This is a genomic window from Actinomyces glycerinitolerans (assembly GCF_900098745.1).
In the GTDB taxonomy this organism is placed as follows: Bacteria; Actinomycetota; Actinomycetes; order Actinomycetales; family Actinomycetaceae; genus Actinomyces; species Actinomyces glycerinitolerans.
The window spans coordinates 17,496-38,613 of record NZ_FQTT01000013.1; the positions used below are offsets into that span (position 1 = coordinate 17,496).

Sequence of the window (21,118 nt, forward strand, 5' to 3'; positions counted from 1 at the left end):
AAGGTACTGCGTGGTTTCCCCAGCTTTGGGAGCTTTGAGGCCATGACTTCTAGGATGCCGGTGCACTTATCATTGCCTGAATCGTGTACCGACTGGGCAAAAGATCGAGGGCGCCTGGTTGAGCGTCTGCCTGGCACACCCACCGACACGAATAGCCATGAAAAGCCGACTTAGGATTGAGTGATGAGCAAGGCCAGCCGGGCCGCGTACCGATGCGAAGACTGCTTGTTCACGGTGCGCCCCATGCGCGCCTCAGACGCCCGTGCGGACACAGGAGTGTGGTGTCGCGCCTGGTGCGACACCTACGTCCGCCCCGAAGGCGCCACCCGGCAGTGGGTCGATGAGATCTGGAAGCCTCGGCTCACCGACAAAGACATCTTCAACCGTGGGGCGCAACGCTTCTACATACGACTCGGATTCAAAGCAGTTCCGGGCTCGGACGCGTTGTGGCGAGGCGTGCTCCCGGTGGTCACCATGCGCCGGCCCGCCGACTGGCGCCAGAAGCGGATGACTGGCGCGAGATAGAACTGGTCGGCGATGCTCCATTGCAGCGAAGAATGAACGTGACGTACAGTTTTCTGCACAGGAGGTGAGTCATGAGGACCATGACCTACACGGAGTCCCGCGCGCGCTACGCCCAAGTGCTCAATGACGTCGTGGACGACCGCGAGGAGGTCGTCATCACCCGAGCCGGGCATGATCCTGCCGTCATCGTCTCCCTAGCGGAGTATGAGGCGCTCAAGGAGACCGCTTATCTCCTGCGCAACCCCGCCAACGCCAGGCGGCTCCTGGAGTCGATCACCGAGCTCGAGGACGGGCACGGCAAGGCCCACGAGCTGGTGAACACCGGTGAGGACTGACCGGGTCCGCCATGAGACTCATCTGGTCTACCCACGCCTGGGAGGACTACCTGTGGTGGCAGACTGAGGATCGTCGAGTCCTCAAACGCGTCAATCTCCTCCTCCAGGACATCCAACGACACGGCAACGAGGGTCTCGGCAAGCCAGAGGCCCTCCGCGGCAATCTCAGCGGCTACTGGTCGCGTCGCATTACGTCCGAGCACAGGCTCGTCTACCGGGTCGATGGGGACGACGTCCTCATCGTTGCGTGCAGGCTCCACTATGGGCGTTGAACCACGGTTGCCCGACGTCCCCGAACGTCAAAACGGTGAGATCCTCGGCGTTGGGGTGGACCTGGTGCATATCTCCGGTCTGGCCGAGCAGTTGCACCAGCCGGGCACCGTCTTCGCCGAGCGGGCCTTCACCGCACGCGAGCGGCGTGACGCCGCCCGCCGGGCCGACGTCACCGGCTCGGCGCAGGCCGAGCACCTGGCCGGCCGCTGGGCCGCGAAGGAGGCCTTCATCAAGGCCTGGTCCCAAGCCGTTAACGCCAGCGCCGGGCGAGCGGTCCCTCCGCAGCTGTCGCCCGAGGCGGTCGACTGGCGGGAGATCGAACTGATCACCGACCGCTGGGGGAGGCCGTCGCTGCGCCTGACCGGCGCCGTCGCCGTCGCCGTCACCGACTCCCTGGGCGACGGCGCCGCGGGCCCGCAGCACTGGCCCGTGTCTCTGACTCACGACGGCGACTGGGCGGCCGCCGTCGTGCTTTACTCCGCAAGCCGCTCCGCCTCGCTTGACCGCCCCGATCGCGCGTGAGCCGCGCCGGCTGCGCCCCTCACCGGTTCTCTGTATCGAACCGGACGCCGAATGGGGCCGAGACAGTGATCGGCGACTCATCCGCGGTACAGTTCTGCCATGAAAAAGCTCATTAACTCCGTCGACGGCGTCGTGACCGACGCGCTGGCCGGAATGGCCGCGGCACACCCCGACCGCCTCCGGGTGGATGTTGACCAGCACATCGTCTACCGGGCCACCCCCAAGGAGGATGGCAAAGTCGCCATCGTCTCCGGCGGGGGCAGTGGCCACGAGCCGCTGCACGGCGGGTTCGTCGGCTTCGGCATGCTCGACGCCGCCTGCGCGGGGGAGATCTTCACCTCCCCCGTTCCCGACCAGGTCTCCGCCGCGACCGCCGCCGTGGACCGGGGTGCGGGCGTACTGCACATCGTCAAGAACTACACCGGCGACGTCATGAACTTCGACATGGCCGCAGAGATGGTCGCCGCCGAGTCCGGCACGGAAATCGCCACGGTTGTGACCGCCGACGACGTCGCCGTGGAGGATTCCCTGTACACCGCCGGCCGCCGCGGCGTGGGCGTGACCGTGATCGTGGAGAAGATCGCCGGCGCCGCCGCCGAAGCGGGGCGCTCCCTCGCCGACGTGGCGGCGGTCGCCAAGCGCACCTCCGAGGCCGGTCGCTCCATGGGCATGGCGCTGACCTCCTGCACCGTGCCCGCCAACGGCAAGCCGTCCTTCGACCTGCCCGAGGATGAGATGGAGATCGGCATCGGCATTCACGGCGAGCCTGGCCGGCATCGGGACAAGATCGCCCCCGCCAGCGAGATCGCCAAGCAGCTGGTCGACCCCATCCTGGCCGAACTGCCGGAAGGCGACCGGGGTGTCATTGCGCTGCTCAACGGCATGGGCGCCAGCCCGCTCCTGGAGCTGTACCTGATGTACGGCGAGGTCGCCAAGTTGCTTGACGCGGCCGGCGTGAAGGTGGAGCGCTCGTTGGTGGGCAACTACATCACCAGCCTGGACATGGCGGGCTGCTCGCTGACGCTGGTGCGCGCCGATGAGGACATGCTCGGTCTGTGGGACGCTCCGGTGAACACGCCCGGCCTGCGTTGGGGGGCCTGAGCGCCATGACGACTTCAACTGCACAGACCCCGTCCGCCCCGCTGACGACGCTGGCCGCCACGGATGTGGCCGCCTGGATCCGGCGCGCATGCGCCCTGGTCACCGAGCAGGCGGACTATCTGACTGCCCTGGACGCCGCTATCGGCGACGCCGACCACGGCGCCAACATGAAGCGCGGCTTGACCGCCGCCGTCGAGGCGCTGGGAGCGGAGCCGGACTCCCCGGCGGCGGTCCTCAAGCAGACCGCGATGGCGCTGATCTCCAAGGTCGGCGGTGCCGCCGGGCCCCTGTACGGCACCTTCTTCCTGCGCATGTCCACCGCCTGCGCCAAGCACGAGACCATCGACACCGCCGCCCTGGTCGACGCCGTCGAGGCCGGCATTGGCGGCATTGTGCAGCGGGGTAACGCCGAGGCGGGGGACAAGACCATGTTGGACGCCTGGTACCCGGCCCTGGAGGCGCTCCGTGCCGACACGGACGGCGCCTTCGCGGCCGCCGTCAATGCCGCCGCCGACGCCGCGGCGGCTGGGCGGGACGCCACCGAGCCGATGCTGGCGAAGAAGGGGCGCGCCTCCTACCTGGGGGAGCGGTCCGTCGGTCACATCGACCCGGGCGCCGCCTCCACCGCTCTGATCATGCGGGCGCTCGCCGACGTCGTCTCCGGCCAGACGGCGGACGCCGCATGACGGGCATCGTCGTCGTCTCTCATTCACGCCCGCTCGCCGACGCCGCCGTCGCCCTCGCCAAGGGGCTGATTCCAGGCCTGGATGCGCCCACGGAGGTGGCGGCGGGCCTGCCCGACGGCTCCCTGGGCACGGACGCCACCGAAATCATGGCGGCGATCGAGCGCGCCGACGACGGCTCGGGCGTACTGGTGTTGGCAGACCTGGGCAGCGGCGTACTCAGCGCCCAGATGGCCCTGGAGTTGCTGGACCCGGACTTGGCCGCGCACGTGCGCCTGTCCGGCGCCGCGCTGGTGGAGGGCCTGGTCGCCGCCTACGCGGCGGCCGGCACCGGCAAGGACCTGGATGCGGTACAGGCCGACGCCGATGCCGCCGCGTCACTTAAACTGCGGCAGGTTGCAGGCCCCCCACCCGACTAGGAGCACCATGACCGAGACGACCTTCCAAGCCATCTCGATGATCATCTACTTCGTTGGAATGGTGGCGATCGGCTGGTGGGCCTACGGTCATAACGACTCCCTGGACGACTACATGCTGGCTGACCGCGGGCTCGGGCCCGCGGTCACCGCACTGTCTGCGGGCGCCGCCGACATGTCCGGCTGGCTGCTGATGGGGCTGCCCGGGGCGCTGTACGCCAGCGGGCTGGTGGAGGCGTGGATCGCCGTCGGGCTGACGGTGGGGGCCTGGTTGAACTGGCGCTATGTGGCGCCCCGGCTGCGCTCCTACACGGAGGTCGCCCACGACTCCATCACCATCCCCAGCTTCCTGGACAACCGGCTGCACGACGACCGGCACCTGCTGCGCTGGGCCAGCGGGGGCGTGATCGTCGTGTTCTTCACCTTCTACGTCTCCTCCGGGATGGTCTCCGGCGGCACCTTCTTCGAGTCCTCCTTCGGCCTGGACTACCGGCTGGGTCTGACCCTGGTGGCCGCCATTACGGTGATGTACACACTGGTGGGCGGCTTCCTGGCGGTGTCCTACACGGACCTGGTGCAGGGAGTCATGATGGTGACCGCGCTGATCGCCGTGCCCGTTGTCGGTGTGACGCGCCTGGGCGGGTTGGGGCCGACCCTGCGGGCGGTCAGTGAAGTCGACCCGCACTACTGGGCGGTGCTCGGACCCACCACCTCCGTGATCGGCATCGTCTCCTCCCTGGCCTGGGGCCTGGGCTACTTCGGCCAGCCCCACATCATTGTGCGCTTCATGGCGCTGCGCAGCCCGCAGGAGGCCGTGGCCGGCCGCCGCATCGGCATCGGCTGGATGCTGTTCGCCGTCGCCGGGGCGGCCGCAACCGCCATCGTCGGTGTGGCGATCTACCAGCGCGACGGCGCCGCCCTGACCAACCCGGAGACCGTGTTCATCAGCCTGGGGCAGCTGCTGTTCCACCCCTTCGTGGCCGGGTTCATGCTGGCCGCCATCCTCGCCGCGATCATGTCCACCATCTCCAGCCAGCTGCTGGTCACCTCCTCCGCCCTGATCGAGGACCTGTACCGCCAGGTTTTCCACCGGCAGGTTTCCCAGCGTCGGCTGGTCATGTACTCGCGCTTCGCGGTGCTGAGCGTGGCCGTGATCGCCGCGGCCATGGCCTGGACGCCCAATGACACGATCCTGGCGCTGGTCGCCTTCGCCTGGGCGGGCTTCGGCGCCTCCTTCGGCCCCACGGTCCTGCTGTGCCTGTACTGGCGGCGGCTGACCGCCACGGGCGCCTTCGCCGGCATTATCGCCGGCGCCGTCGTCGTCATGATCTGGGGCAATGTCTCCGGCGGGCCCGGCGGCATCTTCGACCTGTACGAGCTCGCCCCCGGCTTCGCCGCGAACCTGCTCGCCGCCTGGGCCGTGTCCCGCGCCGGCACGCCGGACCACGCCGTCGCCGGCGAGTTCGACGCCGCCGTGGCCGCCGCCCGCTGAGACCTGTCGGCCGGCCGGGCCGCACCGGATACATGCGGGCCCGGCCGGAGTATCCTGGTGTTGCTCAAGGGAGAGACCACCATGAAGACCGTCCGCCGTCCCGCCGTCGCCGGAAGCTTCTACCCCGGGGATGCGCGCGCCCTGAAGCGCATGCTCGCCGACCTGCTCACCCGGGCGCGGGCCCAGCTGTCCGACGCCCCGGCCGTGCCCAAGGCCGTCGTCATCCCGCATGCCGGCTACGTCTACTCCGGCCCCATGGCGGCGCGCGCCTACGCCCGCCTGGAGGCCGGCCGGGGACGCATCACCCGGGTGGTGCTGCTGGGACCCACCCACCGGGTGCCGGTGCAGGGACTGGCGCTGCCCGGCGCCGACCAGTTGGCCACGCCTCTGGGGGTGCTGAATGTCGACGCCGCCGGCTGCGCGCAGGCGGCCTCCCTGCCCGGCGTGACCACCGCGCCAGAGGTACACGCCTGGGAGCACTCCCTGGAGGTGCAGCTGCCCTTCATCCAGACCGTCCTGGGGGCTGACGTCGCGGTGGTGCCGCTGGCTGCCGGGGACGCCTCGGCGCGCACCGTCGCCGACGTGATCAATGCGCTGTGGGGCGGGCCGGAGACCGTCATCATCATCTCCTCCGACCTGTCCCACTACCTGCCGCAGGACTTGGCCGTAACCGTCGACGAGGAGACCGTCACGCGCATTCTCGCCTTGGACTCCTCCATCCCCCACGATCGCGCCTGCGGCGCCACCCCGCTGGACGGGATGCTGTTGGCGGCGCAGGAGCACGGCATGCGCGCCGAACTGCTGGGCCGGTGCACGTCGGCCGACACCGCCGGCGATCCGGATCGGGTGGTCGGCTACTGCGCCGTCGCACTCCATGAGGCGGCCACCGCAGGTGCCGAGCCCGCCGCGGCCGCGGCGGGTCCACAGGCGACCGAGCCGCCCGCCGACGCCGGAGACACGCTGCTTCCGCTGGCCCGCAGGGCGATCGCCCGCGCGGTGGGCGCCGAGGCCGGCACGCCCGCCGAGTTGTTGGCGGGGGAGCGACCCGCCTGGCTGGATCGCCCCGGTGCCGCCTTCGTCACCCTGCGCAGCGCCGACGGCTCCCTGCGCGGCTGCATCGGCTCGCTGGAGGCGCACCGGTCGCTCGGCGACGACGTCGTCGCCAACGCCGTGGCCGCCGCCCTGCGCGATCCGCGCTTCCCGCCCGTGACGGCGATGGAGCTGCCTGCTCTGAACCTGGAGGTGTCGGTACTCACCACGCCCGAGGTCATGGATACGCACGATGAGCAGGAGGTGCGCCGTCGCCTGCGCCCGGGGATCGACGGCGTGGTGCTGTCGCTGAGGGCCCGGCGCGCCACCTTCCTGCCGCAGGTGTGGGATGAGTTGCCAGACCCGGCCGACTTCCTGCGCCAACTCAAGCGCAAGGCCGGCTGGCCGGCCGGTTTCTGGGATGCGGACCTGGTGGTGGAGACTTACCGGGTTCGCGCCTGGGAGGAGTCGTGACCGCCTCCGCCCCGCCCGCCTCCAGGCCGGGTGCGGCGGGTGGGGACGCCGGATACACGGCCCGCTGGTGGCACCCGCTGCCGGACGGCCGGCTGCAATGCGACCTGTGCCCGCGGCACTGCCGCCTGCGGGAGGGACAGCGGGGTTTCTGCTTCGTGCGTCGGCGCAGCGGGGAGCGGATCGTGCTGACCGCCTACGGCCGGTCCACGGGTGTGTGCCTGGACCCGGTGGAGAAGAAGCCGCTGAACCATGTCCACCCCGGCAGTTCGGTGTTGTCCTTCGGCACCGCCGGCTGCAACCTGTCTTGCAAGTTCTGCCAGAACTGGGAGATCTCCACCGCCCGCTCCATCGAGGTGCTCAGCGTGGACGCCCCGCCGGGCAGCATCGTCGATCAGGCCGCCCGGTTGGGTGCCCGCGCCGTCGCCTTCACCTACAACGACCCGGTGGTCTTCGCCGAGTACGCCATCGACACCGCCCACGCCTGCCACGAGCGCGGGCTGTTGGCCTACGCGGTCAGCGCCGGGTGGATCTGTGCCGAACCGGGGCTGGAACTGTTCGGCGCCGTCGACGCCGCCAACATTGATCTCAAGGGTTTCACCGAGGACTTCTACCGGAAGATCACCGGGGCGCGGCTGCGCGACGTGCAGGACACGCTGGTGCGCGTGCGCGAGCACACCTCGACGTGGCTGGAGCTGACCACGCTGCTCATCCCGGGCCTGAACGACTCGCCCGAGGAGGTCGGTCGGCTCGCCGCCTGGGTGGTCGGCGCGCTGGGCGCGGACACGCCGCTGCACCTGACGGCCTTCCACCCCGCCCACCGCATGCTGGACCGGCCGCCGACGCCGGTGGCGACGCTTCGGCGGGCCCGCCGCGCGGCGCTGGATGCGGGGCTGCACTTCGTGTACCTGGGCAATGTGCGCGACGCGGAGGGTGCGACCACGCACTGCCCCGGCTGCGGCGCCCCGGTTATCGTCCGCCGCGGCTACACGGTAGAGACCTACGAGCTGGATGCGTCGGGTTGCTGCCGGCACTGCGGGCGGCGGTTACCCGGCCTTTTCGACGCCGACGACCCCGGCGACTCCGCAGCCGCCTACCCGTGGCGCGTGGCCCCGACGGGCTGGTGAGCGGCGGCGCGCACGCACACAACCCCGAGGTCCTTTTTCACTTATCCCGGTAAGTGGAAAAGACTTCGGAGAGGGTGACAGATATGCCTGCTGGTCCGCCATCCCGTCCTTGACGTCGCCACCACCGCCCAGGAACTGAAGGTTTCTCCGCAGAGCGCCAGACGTTCGCTGGCACGCCTGGAGCAGGCGGGATTCGTGGTCAGCTATCAGGTGGCCCCCGGTCGGCGTGCCTGGCGTGCTCCCGATGTGCTGGCCCTCATGGACCGTGTCACCGCCGGCATACGCCGCCACTGAGACGTATCACACTCCCGCCCGTTTCAGGCGAACAGGGTTGCCACTGCTGGCCCCAGCCACTAATGTCGGTGGTGCATGAAACGTGCTCCGGGGTCGGTGAAAGTCCGAACCGGCGGTGACAGTCCGCGACCCGGTTGTGTCCACCCGCAGGGTGGGTGCGGTCGGCTGAGCCGGTGGAATTCCGGCACCGACGGTGAAAGTCCGGATGGGAGGAGACACGTGGCGCGCGTCCGGCGTCGGCGGATCGTGGTGCGTTCCCATGCGGGCGCATCCCGGCCGTAGGCAGCGGCCCCGCGCCGTGCGGCGCTACGCGCGTACCGCCCGTCACCCCGGAGTGCCCCGGGGCGGGTGCTCCGGGGGAGCCGGAGAGGACACCGCGCATGACCAGCGCCACCGTCGCCAGCACCGCCCTCGGCGTGGCCGACCGTGAGGCTGCCCGCGCGCCGCGGCGCCCACGTACCGGATCGTCCCGTCTGCTGCGACCGTTGCTGAACCCACCGGCAGCCCTCGGGGCCGTGCTGCTGCTGGCCTGGTGGGCGATCACCCGCGCCGGGCTGATCCCGCCGGTCTTTCTGCCCAGCCCCGGCGACGTCGCCCGCCGCCTGGTGCTCGCCTTCACCCAAGGCGGCCTGGCCGGATACACCTGGGTGACACTGCGCGAGGCGCTGCTGGGCTGCCTGGCCGCCGCCGCCCTGTCGCTGCCCCTGGCCTGGACCCTGTACCACTCCCGTCGCTTCTCCCGCGCCGTCCTGCCGTACGTGGCCGCCTCCCAGGCGGTCCCGGCCATCGCCATCGCGCCGCTGCTGGTGGTGTGGATCGGCTATGGGACGGTGCCGACCGTGGTGCTGTGCGTGCTCATGGTCTTCTTCCCCATCACCGTCACCGTCCTGCTGGGCCTGCGGGGCCTGGACGCCGACGTCATCGACGCCGCCCGGCTCGACGGCGCCCACGGGCTGTCCATGCTGATCTACCTGGAGTTGCCCATGGCACTGCCCTCCATTCTGTCCGGCCTGCGCACGGGATTCACCCTGTCCGTCACCGGCGCCGTGATCGGAGAGATGACCATGGGCGGAGAGGGCCTGGGCATGGTGCTCGCCTCCCAGCGGCAGACCGTGGACACCACCGGGCTGTTCTCCACCATCGTGGTGCTGTGCGTCATCGCCACCACCATCCACTGGGTGCTGCATGAACTGGAGCGCCGCAGCCGCGTCGTCGCCTCCATGCGGGGGCGCCGCGCCACCTGAGTGCCCGCCCCGCCGCGGCGCGAACGCCACTCCCAACCGATTCCCACTTTCCCCACTTCTACCCGCCCGCTTCCCCTCACCGCCGCACGGCACCGAAAGGAACCCCCATGACCGCCCTCACCCCCCGCTTGACCCGCCGCACGCTGCTGACCGCCATGGGAGCGGGCACCGCCGGGCTGCTGGCCGCCTGCGCCTCGGGCACCGGCGCCCGGACCGCGACGGCCTCCGCCTCTGCCGACGCCTCCGGGCTGGTGATCGGCATGACCTACACCCCGAACGTACAGTTCGCCCCCTTCTACCTGGCCCTGGCCGACGGCGAGTATGCGGCGGGCGTCTCCCTGCGCCACCACGGGGAGCAGGAGGGGCAGTTCGACGCGCTGCTGGCCGGGACCGAGCACGTGGTGGTGGCGGGCGGCGACGAGGCCATCGTGGCCGCGTCCAACGGCAATGAGTTGGTGATCATCGGCGGCTACTACCAGCGCTACCCGGGCTGCATCATCGTCCCCGAGGAGTCCGACATCACCCAGCTCGCGGACCTGGCCGGCAAGACGATCGGCACCCCCGGCAAGACGGGAGAGACCTGGTACTCGGTGCTGGTGGCGCTGTCCTCGGCCGGGCTGAGCGAGGACGACGTCGACGTGCAGGAGATCGGCTACACCCAGCAGGCCGCCCTTTCCAGCGGCAAGGTGGACGCGATCGCCGGCTTCTCCAACAACGACGCCGTCCAGATCGCCCAGAACGGCATGCCCGTGCGCATCATCGCGATCGGCGAGGAGGTGCCGCTGCTGGGTGCCTCCCTGATCACCACCCCGCAGGTGCTGGCCGACCGCCGCGCCGAGCTGGAGGAGGTGGTGACCGCCTCCGCCGTCGGGATGACCAAGTTCGTGGATGACCCCGATGCGGCCGTGGAGGCCACCAAGGAGTACGTGCCCGACCTGGTCGACTCCGCACAGGCAGACAATGCACGCGAGGTGGCCGTGGCCACGGGTGAACTGGTGCGGCCCAGCGAGAACACCGTGGTGGGCGCGCTGGTGCCGGAGCAGGTGGGGGAGACCATCGACTTCCTGGCCGGCCGCGGCCTGCTCGGTGAGACCACCGTGACCTCCGACGACGTCTGCGACCCGCTGCTCACCGTCTGAACATAGTTACAGCCGGCAGGCCACCAGGGAGGACACCAGGATGGCGCGCGCGCCGATGGCGTAGAGCTCGTCCATGACGCGGTTGGCGTCCTTGCGGGGGACCATCGCCCGCACCGCCACCCAGTCGGGGTTCTGCAGCGGGGAGACGGTGGGGGACTCGATGCCGGGGGTGATCTCGCTGGCCAGGTGCAGCCGGTTCATGGGGATGTCGTAGTCCACGAGCACATAGGAGCGGGCCCGCAGCACCCCCTCCAGACGACGCACGAGCGTGGCCAGGCCGGGCTCGTCGCGGTACTGCTCGGTGGTGATCAGCACCGCCTCACTGGCAAGGATCGGTTCGCCGAAGGTCTCCAGGCCGGCGGCACGCAGCGTGGACCCGGTCTCGACGACGTCGGCGATCAGGTCCGCCACCCCCAGCTGCACGGAGGACTCCACGGCGCCGTCCAGGTGCACGGTCTGAGCATTGATTCCCTGTTCGGCCAGGAAGTTGCGCACGAGCACGTCGTAGGAGGTGGCCACCCGCTTGCCCTCGATGTCGGCGAGCGTACTCATGGTGCCGGCGGGCGCAGCGAAGCGGAAGGTGGAGCGGGCGAAGCCGAGCGGCAGGTGCTCGATCGCCTCCACGCCCGAGTCCAGCAGCAGGTCGCGGCCGGTGACGCCGGCATGCACGGTGCCCTGGCCGACGTAGACGGCGATGTCGCGCGGACGCAGGAAGAACAGCTCAACCTGGTTGGCGTCGTCGACCAGGACGAGCTCCCGCCCGGAACGGCGGGTGCGGTAGCCCGCCTCGGCGAGCATGGTGGTGGCGGGCTCGGACAGGGAGCCCTTGTTGGGCACGGCGATGCGCAGCACGGTGGTCCTTGATGTGGTGAGTGGTTGGTGGGTCGATGCGGGGCCCGGCGGGCCGGTCACAGGTAGCGGTAGATGTCCTCGAGCGTGTACCCCTTGGCGAGCATCATCACCTGGGTGTGGTACAGCAGCTGGCTGAGCTCCTCACAGGCGGCCTCGTCGGACTCGTGCTCGCAGGCCATCCAGGACTCGGCAGCCTCCTCCACCAGCTTCTTGCCGATGAAGTGCACACCGCGGTCGAGCTCCTCAACCGTGCCGGACCCGGCGGGGCGGGTGGCGGCCTTGTCCTTGAGCTCGGCGAAAAGGTCCTCGAAAGTCTTCATGGGCTCAGCGTAGTGCAGCCCCCGGTGTGGTCGCCGCGCCCGCCCGGGCCGCGGGCAGGGCCTGGGCCAGCCGGGCGGCGTGGCGGCCGGCCGCGGCCGCGGTCAGAAAGCCGGCGGCGTCCTCGGACAGGCCACGGCCCATGGTGTTCAGGCGCACGCCGGCCTCCCGCTCCACGGCGGCCAGCGCCCCGAACAGCCCGGTCACCGGCACCTCCACCAGCCGGTGCGTGGCTCCCTGCCGGCGCGGGGCGCACAGGGCGGCGGCCTGCTCGGCCACCTGCCGCCCGAAGGCGCCCTCCAGGCGAGGAACGACGACGTCGGCCGCGGCCAGGGCGACGCGCCCGTAGGCGGTCAGGGAGTGGTGGGAGATACCACGGTGGCGGGCGCGGCCGTCCGCCTCGGACACGCGCAGACAGGCGACCGGGTGGCCGTCCAGGGCGGCGACGGCGTTGACGGCGTCGCCGCAGGCCACCCCGGAGAAGCCCCAGGGGGTGTCGGTGCCCAGGTTGCCGGGGCCCTGGGCGACCACGATCACGTCCGCGCCCAGCACCAGCCGGGCCGCCAACAGGCCGTTGTGGATGCTGACGGCCTCCAAATCCCCGCCCCAGGCCTGCCCGACGCTAACGGTGCCGGCCAGCAGCCCCGCCTCCTGCAGGGCGGCGACCGTACGCGAGTAGGGCAGCGGCAGGGCGCCGCCGTCGGTCATGACGTAGACGACGCGCAGCTCGCGCCGCCGCGACGGCGTGGCCGCCGCGTCGCGGTCCGGCTCCAGCGGGGCGCGCAGGCCCGCCAGGACCGCCGGCAGGGCGGAGTGCAGGTCGGCGATCACCACGGGCGTGCCCGCGAGGGTGAGGTCCTCGATCGGGGCGGACAGCAGCGCATGGGCGGGAGTGTCCTGCTCATCGACGCCGGTGACCATCACCTGGTCGGGCATGTAGCGGGCCTTGACCAGGTGGCCGTCCGGCGCCGGATCGGCCGGCAACACGCTCGGCCGCGCGGTCACCATCGCGTGCCCGCCGGTGCCCAGGCCGCGGGCCAGTGCGGACACCTCCAGCCGCACCCACTCGCCGGGCTCGGGCAGGCCGGTGACTGGCTCGTAGGCGACGGCCCGGCACGGCTCGCCGTCGCCGAGCACGACGGCGCCCGGCGGGGCCGACACGATCCGGGCCTCGACCTCCGCGCAGCGCCTGCCGGGACGTCCCCAAATCCGCCGCACGCCGAGCACGTTCGCGTCACGCCACATCATGTCCTCACCCTAAGCCACCCGGGTGTCTCACCCGCACCGGCACCGCCGCAGCGCCTACGCTGGCGCCGTGCCCCAACCCGCATCCCGCCCCGCTCCGGCCGCCATCCCCGCCGAGGAACGGCAGGTCAACCTGCTGCTGGCACTGCGCAACACCGCCGTGGGCCTGACGCGCACACAGATCACCCGCACGGTCGCCGGCTATGACGCCGACGGCGGCGCCTCCGCCGAGCGCATGTTCGAGCGCGACAAGGGCGTGCTGCGGGACTTGGGCATCCAGATCACCACCATCGGCCGGGGCGAGGACGCCCGCTACCGCATCACGGACGCCGACTACACGCTGCCCGACCTGACGCTGACGGCCGCGCAGGCCGCCGCTGTCGAGCTGGCCGCCTCCGCCTGGCGCAGTGGGGCACTCACCCCCGCGGCCCGGCACGCACTGACCAAGATGCGGGCGGTCGCCGCGGACTCCGACCCCGCGCCGCTTCCGGATCTGAGCATTGACCTGGGCAGTGACATCTCCGGTGGACAGGTGCCCGCCGAGCTGGCCGGCGCCGTCCAGGAGCGGCGCCGCGTGAGCTTCGACTACGCCTCCGCCAGTTCCGGGAGAGTGGGGGCTCGCATCGTGGAGCCGCACCGGCTGCGCATGAGCGAGGGCGCCTGGTATCTGGACGGCCGGGACCAGTCCTCCGGCCAGCAGCGCACCTTCCGGCTGGCTCGCATCGTCGGGCCGGTGTCGGTGATCTCCGCGGCCGAGGCCTTCCCGGCCCCGGCCGCGCCCGCCCCCGCCGGGGTTGAGGCGGTGCTCGTCGTCGCTCCCGGCCGCGCCCTGCAACTGCGCGCCCGCGCGCACGCTACCGCGCCGGCGCGCCGACCGGCCGGCTGGGACGAGATCCATGTGACCTACACGGACCGGTTCTCCTTCGCCGGGACGCTTGCCGCCCTGGCCGACGCGGTCGTGGTCCTGTCCCCGCCCGAGCTGCGAGACGACGTCGCCGCGCACCTGCGGGCGGTGGCCGCCCTCGGCGGGCCCCCACCCGCCCGGGAGGGGCACTGACATGGCCCGCCCCAGTTCCACCGACCGGCTGGTGCGGCTGCTCGCCCTGCCCGCCTGGGTGTCCGAGCACGACGGCGCCACCCTGGAGCAGGCGGCCGCGCACTTCGGCGTCACCGCGCAGACCATCCGCCGGGATGTGGACACCCTGTGGGTCTCCGGCCTGCCCGGGGGCCTGCCCGACGAACTGGTGGACTTCTCCGCCGAAGCCCTCGAGGCGGGCCGGCTCAGCCTGACCGAACCGCTGGGCCTGGACCGGCCCGTGCGCCTGTCCCACCGCGAAGCGGTCGCGCTGCTGCTCTCATTGGGCGTGCTGGCGCAGGTGCTGGCCGACGATCCCGACGCCGCGGCCGTCCTCGACCAGACGCGCCGCGCCCTGCGCCGGGCCCTGGGCGCCTCGAGTAGCGCGGACGCCCCGGCGTCACCGGCGGTTCCCGGGCCGCAGGCCGCACCGGCGGGCGTGCTGCCGGCCGTGCGCCGGGCACTCGCCGGGCGACGGCGCCTGCACCTGGTCTACGTCTCCGCCACCGACACCCGCACCGAACGCGACGTCGACCCCCTCGAACTGGTCAGCGACGGCACTCACCTGACGCTGCGCGCCTGGTGCCTGACCGCCCGTGCCGAGCGATCCTTCAGAATCGACCGTATTTTGCAGGCGCAGGTCCTGGACGTGCCGGCCGTCAGCCACCGGGCTCCGCACCGCGCCCCGCGCACAGCCGCAGTGGAGGCGACGCTCGTGCTCAAGCCGACCGGCCGCTGGCTGGTCGAGCAGATCCCCTGTGAGGTGTTGCATACCGACCGGGATGGCACACTGCACGTGCGGATACGGGGGCGGGACCGGGCCTGGCTGGTGGGCCTGGTGCTGTCCGCCGGCCGTCACCTCCGGTCGGTCGCTCCCGCCGACCTCGCGGACGAGGCGGCCACGGCCGCCCAGCGCGCCCTGGACAGTGCGGCCGCCGTATACGCCTGTGGTGGAACACCGGCGAACGGATGCGCGCCCGACGACGGCGAAACGCTAGACTCGTGAGCGTATCTGCGGGCTCATCTACAGTCGCGAGCCCCATGAAAGGAGTTGCGTCGTGATCAAGCCCACGCACATCGTCGTCCTGCTTGTCGTCGTCCTGCTCATCTTTGGCGCCAACCGGCTGCCGGAGATCGCCGGCAGCATCGGCAAGTCGATGAAGGTGTTCAAGAAGGAGGTCAAGGAGCTCCGCGAAGACGAGGAGACCCCCGTCGCGCAGCAGCCCCCGGCCCAGATTCCGCAGCAGCCGCAGCAGGGCACCTACTACACCCAGCCGACCCAGGCGGGTCAGACCGCTCCGCAGGCGGCGCCCCAGCAGCCGGCCGCCCCGCAGCAGCCGCAGCCGTACACGGACGGCACCGTCCAGCAGTGACGCCCCGGCCCGCGGGGCCGTGACTGCGCCGCGGGCCGCGCGTCCACCTCACCTCGCCGCTGGGACCGGGCCCGCCCGGTCCCGCGTGCGTACGGTCACCAGCATCCGGGAGGAGTAGAACGTGCCGCATATGCCTAAGCTGCCCGGCCGCAAGCGCAAGGAGAACCCCGAGGCGATCATGTCGATCGGGGACCACCTGCGCGAGTTGCGCAACCGCCTGTTCATCTCCGCAATCGGCATCACCGTGATGGCGGTCGTCGGCTATTTCCTGTACGACGCCGCGTTCCAGTTCATCACTCACCCGGTCGAGGTCGCCAACGCCCGCGGCGCCAAGCTCAATATCAACTTCTCCACCATGCTGTCCTCATTCGACATGCGACTGCGGGTGTCGATCTGGATCGGCGTGCTGCTGTCCTCCCCGCTGTGGATCTACGAGTTCTTCGCCTACGTGGGCCCGGGCATGACTCGTAAGGAGAAGGCCTACACCTGGATCTTCGGCGTTGTCGGACTGCTGCTGTTCGCCGCCGGCTGCGCGTTGGGCATGTGGATCATGCCGCGCGCGACGGTGATCCTGACCGGCTTCATCCCGAAGACGGCGTCTTCCACCGGCATCATGGATGCGTCGACTTACCTGTCTTTCGTGCTGCGGCTGGTGCTGGCCTTCGGCGCCGCCTTCCTGCTGCCGGAGATCCTGGTCGCCCTGAACCGGCTCGGCGTGATGAAGGGGCGCACCATGCTCAAGGGGTGGCGCTGGGCGGTGGTCGGCATCTTCACCTTCATGGCCTTCGCGAACCCGCTGCCGGACCCGTGGTCGATGATCTTCATGGCGATCCCCATCACCGGCCTGTACTTCCTGGCCTGCTTCATCTCCATCCGGCATGACAAGAACGTGGCGAAGCGCCGCGCCGAGGAGGATGCCGCTCTGGACGCGGCCCTGGCCGAGAACTCCTCCGTCCCCACCGCCTGAGAACCACACCCGCCCGCCGCCGTTTCGTCGTAAGCAAGCACCTGCTGGCCGTGCGAAGCGGTGGCGGGCTACGCATAGGGTTACCCCATGAGCTCGCCCGCCGAACGCTACGCCGCTGCACGCCGTCGCCAAGCGGAGTCACGCACCGAGCTCGCCCGCTTCGCCGCAACCTACGACTTCCCCTTCGATGACTTTCAGAATGACGCCTGCCGGGCCCTAGAGGCCGGAGAGGGCGTGCTGGTGGCGGCGCCCACCGGCGCCGGCAAGACCGTGGTGGGTGAGTTCGCCGTCCACCTGGCACTGTCCAAGGGGCTCAAGGCCTTCTACACGACCCCGATCAAGGCCCTGTCGAACCAGAAGTACCTGGACCTGGTCGCCCGCCACGGCGCCGACCGGGTGGGCCTGCTCACCGGGGACACCTCCATCAACCCCCACGCTGACGTGATCGTCATGACCACCGAGGTACTGCGCAACATGCTCTACTCCGGGGCCCGCGACCTGGATCGGCTCGGCTACGTGGTCATGGACGAGGTCCACTACCTGGCCGACCGCTTCCGCGGCCCGGTGTGGGAGGAGGTGATCATTCACCTGGCCCCAGAAGTGCAGGTGGTGTCACTGTCCGCCACGGTCTCCAACGCCGAGGAGTTCGGGGACTGGCTCGGGCAGGTGCGCGGCCGCACCGCCGTCGTGGTCTCCGAGCACCGCCCGGTGCCGCTGACTCAGCACATGCTGGTGGGCCGACGGCTGCTGCCCCTGTACTCGGCGCCGGCGCAGTCCGCAGCCACCGATCAATCCGCCGCGGGAGAGGCCCGCTCGTCCGCCCAACCGCCATTGAATCCCGACCTGCTGCGGGCGGTGAGGGATGCGCGCCGCGCCGCCGCCGGGGAGGACCATCGGGGCGGCTATGGGCGCGGTGGCGGGCGCAGGGCCGTCTCCGGACGTGGGGGCCGGTGGTCGCGCAATGCCGGTGGCGGCCGCCCGCCGCGCCGCGGCGAGGGCGGGGCCCGCACCGCCCACCTGCGCCCGCCCTCACGCCGCACGGTCATCGGTGCCCTGCAACGCGCCGACCTGCTGCCGGCGATCGTGTTCGTCTTCTCCCGTGCCGGCTGTGAGAACGCGGTGCGGGAGGCCATCTCCCACGGCGTGGACCTGACCACCCCACAGGAGGCCCGCCGAATCCGGGAGATCATCGACCGGCGCACCGCGGAGATCCCCACCGCCGACCTGGGGGTGCTCGGCTTTCACGCCTGGGCGCACGCACTGACCCGGGGCGTGGCCGCGCACCACGCCGGCCTGCTGCCGGTGTTCAAGGAGACCGTCGAGGAGCTTTTTGCCGCCAACCTGGTCAAGGTCGTCTACGCCACCGAGACCCTGGCGCTGGGCATCAATATGCCCGCACGCACCGTGGTGCTGGAGTCGCTGCGCAAGTGGAACGGCTCGGCGCACGTGACCCTGACGCCGGGGGAGTACACGCAGTTGACCGGCCGCGCGGGCCGGCGCGGCATCGACGTCGAGGGGCACGCCGTCGTCCTGGCCACCGACGAGGCCGAGCCCGCCTTCGTCTCCTCCCTCGCCTCCCGCCGCACCTACCCACTGGTGTCCGCCTTCCGCCCCACCTACAACATGGCCGTCAACCTGCTGGGGCGCCTGCCGCGCGAACGGGCCCGGGAGGTGCTGGAGTCCTCCTTCGCCCAGTTCCAGGCCGACCGGGGCGTGGTGGAGCTGGCCGCCGAGGTCCGTCGCAAGCGCCGGCACCTGGACACGCTGGAGCAGCAGATGGCCTGCCACCTGGGCGACTTCGGCGAATACGCCCTCCTGCGCCGTCGCATCGCCGACGCCGAGGCCGACCAGTCCCGCACCAACCGGGCCGAGCGCCGCCGCGAGGCGAGCCGGTCCATGGGGGCACTGGCGCGCGGCGACGTGGTCCTGTACCGCACCGGCAGGCGTCACCGGCACGGCGTCGTCGTCGCCCAGCATGCGGCAAGTTCGGGGGAGCCATACCTGACGGTGGTCGGCGAGGACAAGCGGGTGCACACCCTCACCCCCGAGAGCACCCCGGACGGCGTCAACCGGGTCGGCTCACTGCCGGTGCCGGAGGACCTCGACGCCCGCCGCCCGCACCAGCGGGAGCGCCTGGCCGAGCGCCTGATAGAGGCGCTGCGCGCCGGCGCTCTGGATGCCTCCACCGCGCGCGGCTCCCGCCGCGGCCACCGCCACGACGCCGACGCCGCCTCCCGCCTCGAGCAACTGCGCCACCAGCTGCGCGCCCACCCCTGCCACGCCTGCCCGCACCGCGAGGAGCACGCCCGTATCGGCCGCCGCTGGGTGCGTGCGCGCGAAGACCTGGACCGGTTGCAGTCCCGGGTGGATCGGCGCACCGGCACGATCGCCCGCCAGTTCGACGCCGTGTGCCGGGTGCTGCTGGAGCTCGGCTACCTGGTCCCGGTCGAGGCGGATCGGCCCGAGGGCGAGCTGCGGGTCACGGCGGCCGGCAGGATGCTTGCGCGCGTATACGCCGAGCGGGACCTGCTGGTGGCCGAGTGCCTGCGCCAAGGGCTGTGGGACGGCCTGAACCCGGCGGAGTTGGCGGGGGCGGTGTCGGCCTGCGTGTACGAGCCGCGGATGGCGGTGTCCTCACTCGGCCTGCCGACCGCGCCCGGCTCCCGCCTGGGGGAGGTGCTGCGCCAAGAGCTCTCCGTGTCCCGGCGCATCAGCAACCTGGAGGCCCTGGAGCGGGTGGAGCCCTCCGCCGGTGCCGAGCCCGCCGTGGCCGGGTCGGTGCGGGACTGGGCCGACGGCGCCGATCTGACCACCATCCTGGCCGACTCGGACCTGACCGCCGGGGATTTCGTGCGCTGGTGCAAGCAGCTGCTGGATGTGCTCGGGCAGCTGGCCACGCTCAGCGCGGGGGAGCCGCCCCGGTCGGCTGACTCCGCCGGCCGCTCAGACCTGGCCCACCTGAACCGGCTGGCCCTGACCGCCGCCGAGGCCTGTCTCGATGTCAACCGAGGAGTGGTGAGTTGGTCGTCCGTATGAGGTCCCGTGCACGCCACCTGCTGACACTGCCGGCCTGTACCTGCGCCGGCCTGGCCGTATGGGCCGCCTTCCCGCCCATCGGGGCCTGGTGGGCGGCCCCGCTCGGGCTCGCCCTCTTGGCCTCGGCGCTGCGCGATCGTGGCCCCTGGGCGGGGGCGGGCCTCGGGCTGGTGTTCGGCGTCGCCCTGTTCACCCCGATGCTGCACTTCACGGCGGTGGCCATGGGCAACCCGGTCGGCTGGGTGGCGCTGACGGCGGTGGAGTCGCTCTACCTGGCGGCCTTCGGCGCCGCGTGGGCGTTGGCCTCTCGCATCGGCCACCTGGAGCGTCCCACCGCCACGGCCCTACTGGCGCGCATGTTGGCCTTCACCGTGATCTGGTGCGGGGTGGAGGAACTGCGCTCGTCCTGGCCGTGGGGCGGCTTCCCCTTCGGCCGGCTCGCCTTCGCCATGGCCGACGCCCCCATGCTGCCCTTCGCCGCCTACGGGGGCATCGTCGGGCTGAGCGCGCTGGTTGCATTGGTGGGGGCCGGCGTGGCCGAGGCCGCCCATGCGCTGCGCCGCCGTCGTGCCTTCAACGCGCTGGTGGCCGCGGCCCTCGCCGGCGCCGTGGTGGTCGCGCCGGTGGCGCTGCCGATGGAGAGCAGCGCCCAGGACGGAACCCTGCGCGTCGGCGCGGTGCAGGGCAATGTGGCCGAGGAGTTCGAGGACGCCTTCAACCGGGCGCTGGAGGTGACCGGCAACCACGCCGAGGCGACCCTGACACTGGCCGAGACCGTCGGCCGGGGCACCCTCGACGTGGTGATCTGGCCGGAGAACGCCGCCGACCTGGACCCGCGCGACGTCCCCGCGTCGGCGACGCTGGTGGAGGCGGCCGCCCAGGCGGTGGGGGCGCCCGTGCTTGTGGGGGCGATGTCCTACGCAGACGGCGTGCGCTACAACGACATGGTGGTGTGGACGCCAGGCGTCGGCGCGGGGGAGTACTACCGCAAGCACCGGCCGGTGCCCTTCGCGGAGTACATTCCCCTGCGCGAGCAGCTGCGCCACATCACCGAACAGGTGGACCGTATCGGCACCGACCTGGCCCCCGGCACGGGCCCACAGACGCTCACCATTCACGCCGCTGCTCAGGACCGCGACGTCACGCTGGCCATGGGCATCTGCTTCGAGGTCGCCTATGAGGACACGCTGCGCGCCGGGGTCGAGCAGGGCGGCGAGGTGATCGTCATCCCCACCAACAACGCCAGCTTCCTGCACTCCTCGGAGGCCGAACAGCAGCTGGCGCAGGGGCGGATCCAAGCGGTCATGCACGGACGCGCCCTGGTGCAGGTCTCCACCGTCGGAGTGACCGCCATCATCAACCCCCGCGGCGTCGTCGAGCAGCGCACCCAGGCCTACACGCAGGCCTCGCTCGTGGCCGATGTACCGCTGCGCACCTCCATCACCGTGGCCGACCGGCTCGGGGCCGCACCCGGGCTCGCCGCGCAGCTGGGTGCCGCACTGCTGGCCGCGGCCGGTATGGTTTCCGGTGTGTCACGACTGCGCCGTCGGCGGCGGCGAGCGTGACCGTGCCGCAGCCCGCACAAGGGACAGGAGAAGGAC

21 protein-coding genes and 1 riboswitch are annotated in these 21,118 nt (G+C 71.4%); of the genes, 18 read left to right on the top strand and 3 right to left on the bottom strand.

What is annotated here, in order from left to right:
- The first annotated feature begins 243 nt into the window (after window positions 1-243).
- The 12 genes from ACGLYG10_RS11705 to ACGLYG10_RS11760 all read left to right on the top strand — a co-directional run bounded on the left by ACGLYG10_RS11705 (window position 244) and on the right by ACGLYG10_RS11760 (window position 10,651).
- A complete protein-coding gene (locus tag ACGLYG10_RS11705) occupies window positions 244-525 on the top strand; it encodes a hypothetical protein (RefSeq protein ID WP_139240972.1) in 282 nt (93 codons plus the stop codon).
- Between the two features lie 71 nt (window positions 526-596).
- Window positions 597-860 carry a type II toxin-antitoxin system Phd/YefM family antitoxin gene (locus tag ACGLYG10_RS11710; RefSeq protein ID WP_073332197.1) on the top strand — a complete coding sequence of 88 codons (264 nt, stop codon included), beginning with the start codon at window positions 597-599 and terminating at the stop codon, window positions 858-860.
- A gap of 11 nt (window positions 861-871) precedes the next feature.
- Window positions 872-1,132 carry a Txe/YoeB family addiction module toxin gene (locus ACGLYG10_RS11715; RefSeq protein WP_073332200.1) on the top strand — a complete coding sequence of 87 codons (261 nt, stop codon included), beginning with the start codon at window positions 872-874 and terminating at the stop codon, window positions 1,130-1,132.
- Window positions 1,122-1,655, top strand: coding sequence for a holo-ACP synthase AcpS (gene acpS, locus ACGLYG10_RS11720; protein ID WP_139240973.1), 534 nt, complete (start codon window positions 1,122-1,124; stop codon window positions 1,653-1,655). The genes ACGLYG10_RS11715 and acpS overlap by 11 nt, the downstream gene beginning before the upstream one ends.
- Before the next feature lie 99 nt (window positions 1,656-1,754).
- Window positions 1,755-2,756 carry a dihydroxyacetone kinase subunit DhaK gene (gene dhaK / locus ACGLYG10_RS11725; protein ID WP_073332206.1) on the top strand — a complete coding sequence of 334 codons (1,002 nt, stop codon included), beginning with the start codon at window positions 1,755-1,757 and terminating at the stop codon, window positions 2,754-2,756.
- A 5-nt stretch (window positions 2,757-2,761) separates the two neighbouring features.
- Entirely contained in the window at window positions 2,762-3,442 is a 681-nt protein-coding gene (dhaL, locus tag ACGLYG10_RS11730; RefSeq protein ID WP_073332209.1) for a dihydroxyacetone kinase subunit DhaL, read from the top strand.
- The gene (dhaM, locus tag ACGLYG10_RS11735) at window positions 3,439-3,858 is read left to right on the top strand and encodes a dihydroxyacetone kinase phosphoryl donor subunit DhaM (protein ID WP_073332212.1); all 420 of its coding nucleotides are present in this window, start codon (window positions 3,439-3,441) and stop codon (window positions 3,856-3,858) included. The genes dhaL and dhaM overlap by 4 nt, the downstream gene beginning before the upstream one ends.
- Window positions 3,859-3,865: 7 nt before the next feature.
- Window positions 3,866-5,347 carry a sodium/proline symporter PutP gene (gene putP, locus ACGLYG10_RS11740; RefSeq protein ID WP_073332215.1) on the top strand — a complete coding sequence of 494 codons (1,482 nt, stop codon included), beginning with the start codon at window positions 3,866-3,868 and terminating at the stop codon, window positions 5,345-5,347.
- A gap of 81 nt (window positions 5,348-5,428) precedes the next feature.
- The gene (gene amrB / locus ACGLYG10_RS16715) at window positions 5,429-6,850 is read left to right on the top strand and encodes an AmmeMemoRadiSam system protein B (protein ID WP_073332701.1); all 1,422 of its coding nucleotides are present in this window, start codon (window positions 5,429-5,431) and stop codon (window positions 6,848-6,850) included.
- Complete coding sequence (gene amrS / locus ACGLYG10_RS11750) at window positions 6,847-7,974, top strand: AmmeMemoRadiSam system radical SAM enzyme (protein WP_073332216.1); 1,128 nt, start codon at window positions 6,847-6,849, stop codon at window positions 7,972-7,974. Before amrB ends, amrS begins: the two co-directional genes overlap by 4 nt.
- Before the next feature lie 373 nt (window positions 7,975-8,347).
- A riboswitch (FMN riboswitch) is annotated at window positions 8,348-8,490 on the top strand.
- A gap of 158 nt (window positions 8,491-8,648) precedes the next feature.
- Window positions 8,649-9,512 carry an ABC transporter permease gene (locus ACGLYG10_RS11755; protein ID WP_083565889.1) on the top strand — a complete coding sequence of 288 codons (864 nt, stop codon included), beginning with the start codon at window positions 8,649-8,651 and terminating at the stop codon, window positions 9,510-9,512.
- Between the two features lie 107 nt (window positions 9,513-9,619).
- Window positions 9,620-10,651, top strand: coding sequence for an ABC transporter substrate-binding protein (locus ACGLYG10_RS11760; protein WP_073332219.1), 1,032 nt, complete (start codon window positions 9,620-9,622; stop codon window positions 10,649-10,651).
- Between the two features lie 6 nt (window positions 10,652-10,657).
- Here the strand turns inward: ACGLYG10_RS11760 and hisG are convergent, their stop codons facing one another.
- The 3 genes from hisG to ACGLYG10_RS11775 are packed head-to-tail and all read right to left on the bottom strand — an operon-like array spanning window position 10,658 to window position 13,069.
- On the bottom strand, window positions 10,658-11,503 hold the full coding sequence (gene hisG / locus ACGLYG10_RS11765; RefSeq protein WP_073332221.1) for an ATP phosphoribosyltransferase: 846 nt from the start codon (window positions 11,501-11,503) through the stop codon (window positions 10,658-10,660).
- Window positions 11,504-11,559: 56 nt separating this feature from the next.
- On the bottom strand, window positions 11,560-11,823 hold the full coding sequence (locus ACGLYG10_RS11770) for a phosphoribosyl-ATP diphosphatase (RefSeq protein WP_073332223.1): 264 nt from the start codon (window positions 11,821-11,823) through the stop codon (window positions 11,560-11,562).
- 4 nt (window positions 11,824-11,827) lie between these two features.
- Window positions 11,828-13,069, bottom strand: coding sequence for a DUF3866 family protein (locus tag ACGLYG10_RS11775; protein ID WP_073332225.1), 1,242 nt, complete (start codon window positions 13,067-13,069; stop codon window positions 11,828-11,830).
- Window positions 13,070-13,136: 67 nt separating this feature from the next.
- Between ACGLYG10_RS11775 and ACGLYG10_RS11780 the strand changes: the two genes are divergently transcribed.
- The 6 genes from ACGLYG10_RS11780 to lnt all read left to right on the top strand — a co-directional run bounded on the left by ACGLYG10_RS11780 (window position 13,137) and on the right by lnt (window position 21,082).
- Window positions 13,137-14,123: a helix-turn-helix transcriptional regulator gene (locus ACGLYG10_RS11780; RefSeq protein ID WP_073332228.1), complete on the top strand. Its 987-nt coding sequence runs from the start codon at window positions 13,137-13,139 to the stop codon at window positions 14,121-14,123.
- A 1-nt stretch (window position 14,124) separates the two neighbouring features.
- Window positions 14,125-15,147: a helix-turn-helix transcriptional regulator gene (locus ACGLYG10_RS11785; protein WP_073332230.1), complete on the top strand. Its 1,023-nt coding sequence runs from the start codon at window positions 14,125-14,127 to the stop codon at window positions 15,145-15,147.
- Between the two features lie 52 nt (window positions 15,148-15,199).
- On the top strand, window positions 15,200-15,514 hold the full coding sequence (gene tatA, locus ACGLYG10_RS11790; RefSeq protein ID WP_073332233.1) for a Sec-independent protein translocase subunit TatA: 315 nt from the start codon (window positions 15,200-15,202) through the stop codon (window positions 15,512-15,514).
- Window positions 15,515-15,644: 130 nt separating this feature from the next.
- A complete protein-coding gene (gene tatC, locus ACGLYG10_RS11795) occupies window positions 15,645-16,481 on the top strand; it encodes a twin-arginine translocase subunit TatC (RefSeq protein ID WP_396027133.1) in 837 nt (278 codons plus the stop codon).
- Between the two features lie 87 nt (window positions 16,482-16,568).
- Window positions 16,569-19,517: a DEAD/DEAH box helicase gene (locus ACGLYG10_RS11800; protein ID WP_073332239.1), complete on the top strand. Its 2,949-nt coding sequence runs from the start codon at window positions 16,569-16,571 to the stop codon at window positions 19,515-19,517.
- Window positions 19,514-21,082 (top strand): apolipoprotein N-acyltransferase, encoded by a 1,569-nt coding sequence (gene lnt / locus ACGLYG10_RS11805; protein ID WP_073332242.1) that lies wholly within the window; start codon window positions 19,514-19,516, stop codon window positions 21,080-21,082. Before ACGLYG10_RS11800 ends, lnt begins: the two co-directional genes overlap by 4 nt.
- The last annotated feature ends 36 nt before the right edge of the window (window positions 21,083-21,118 follow it).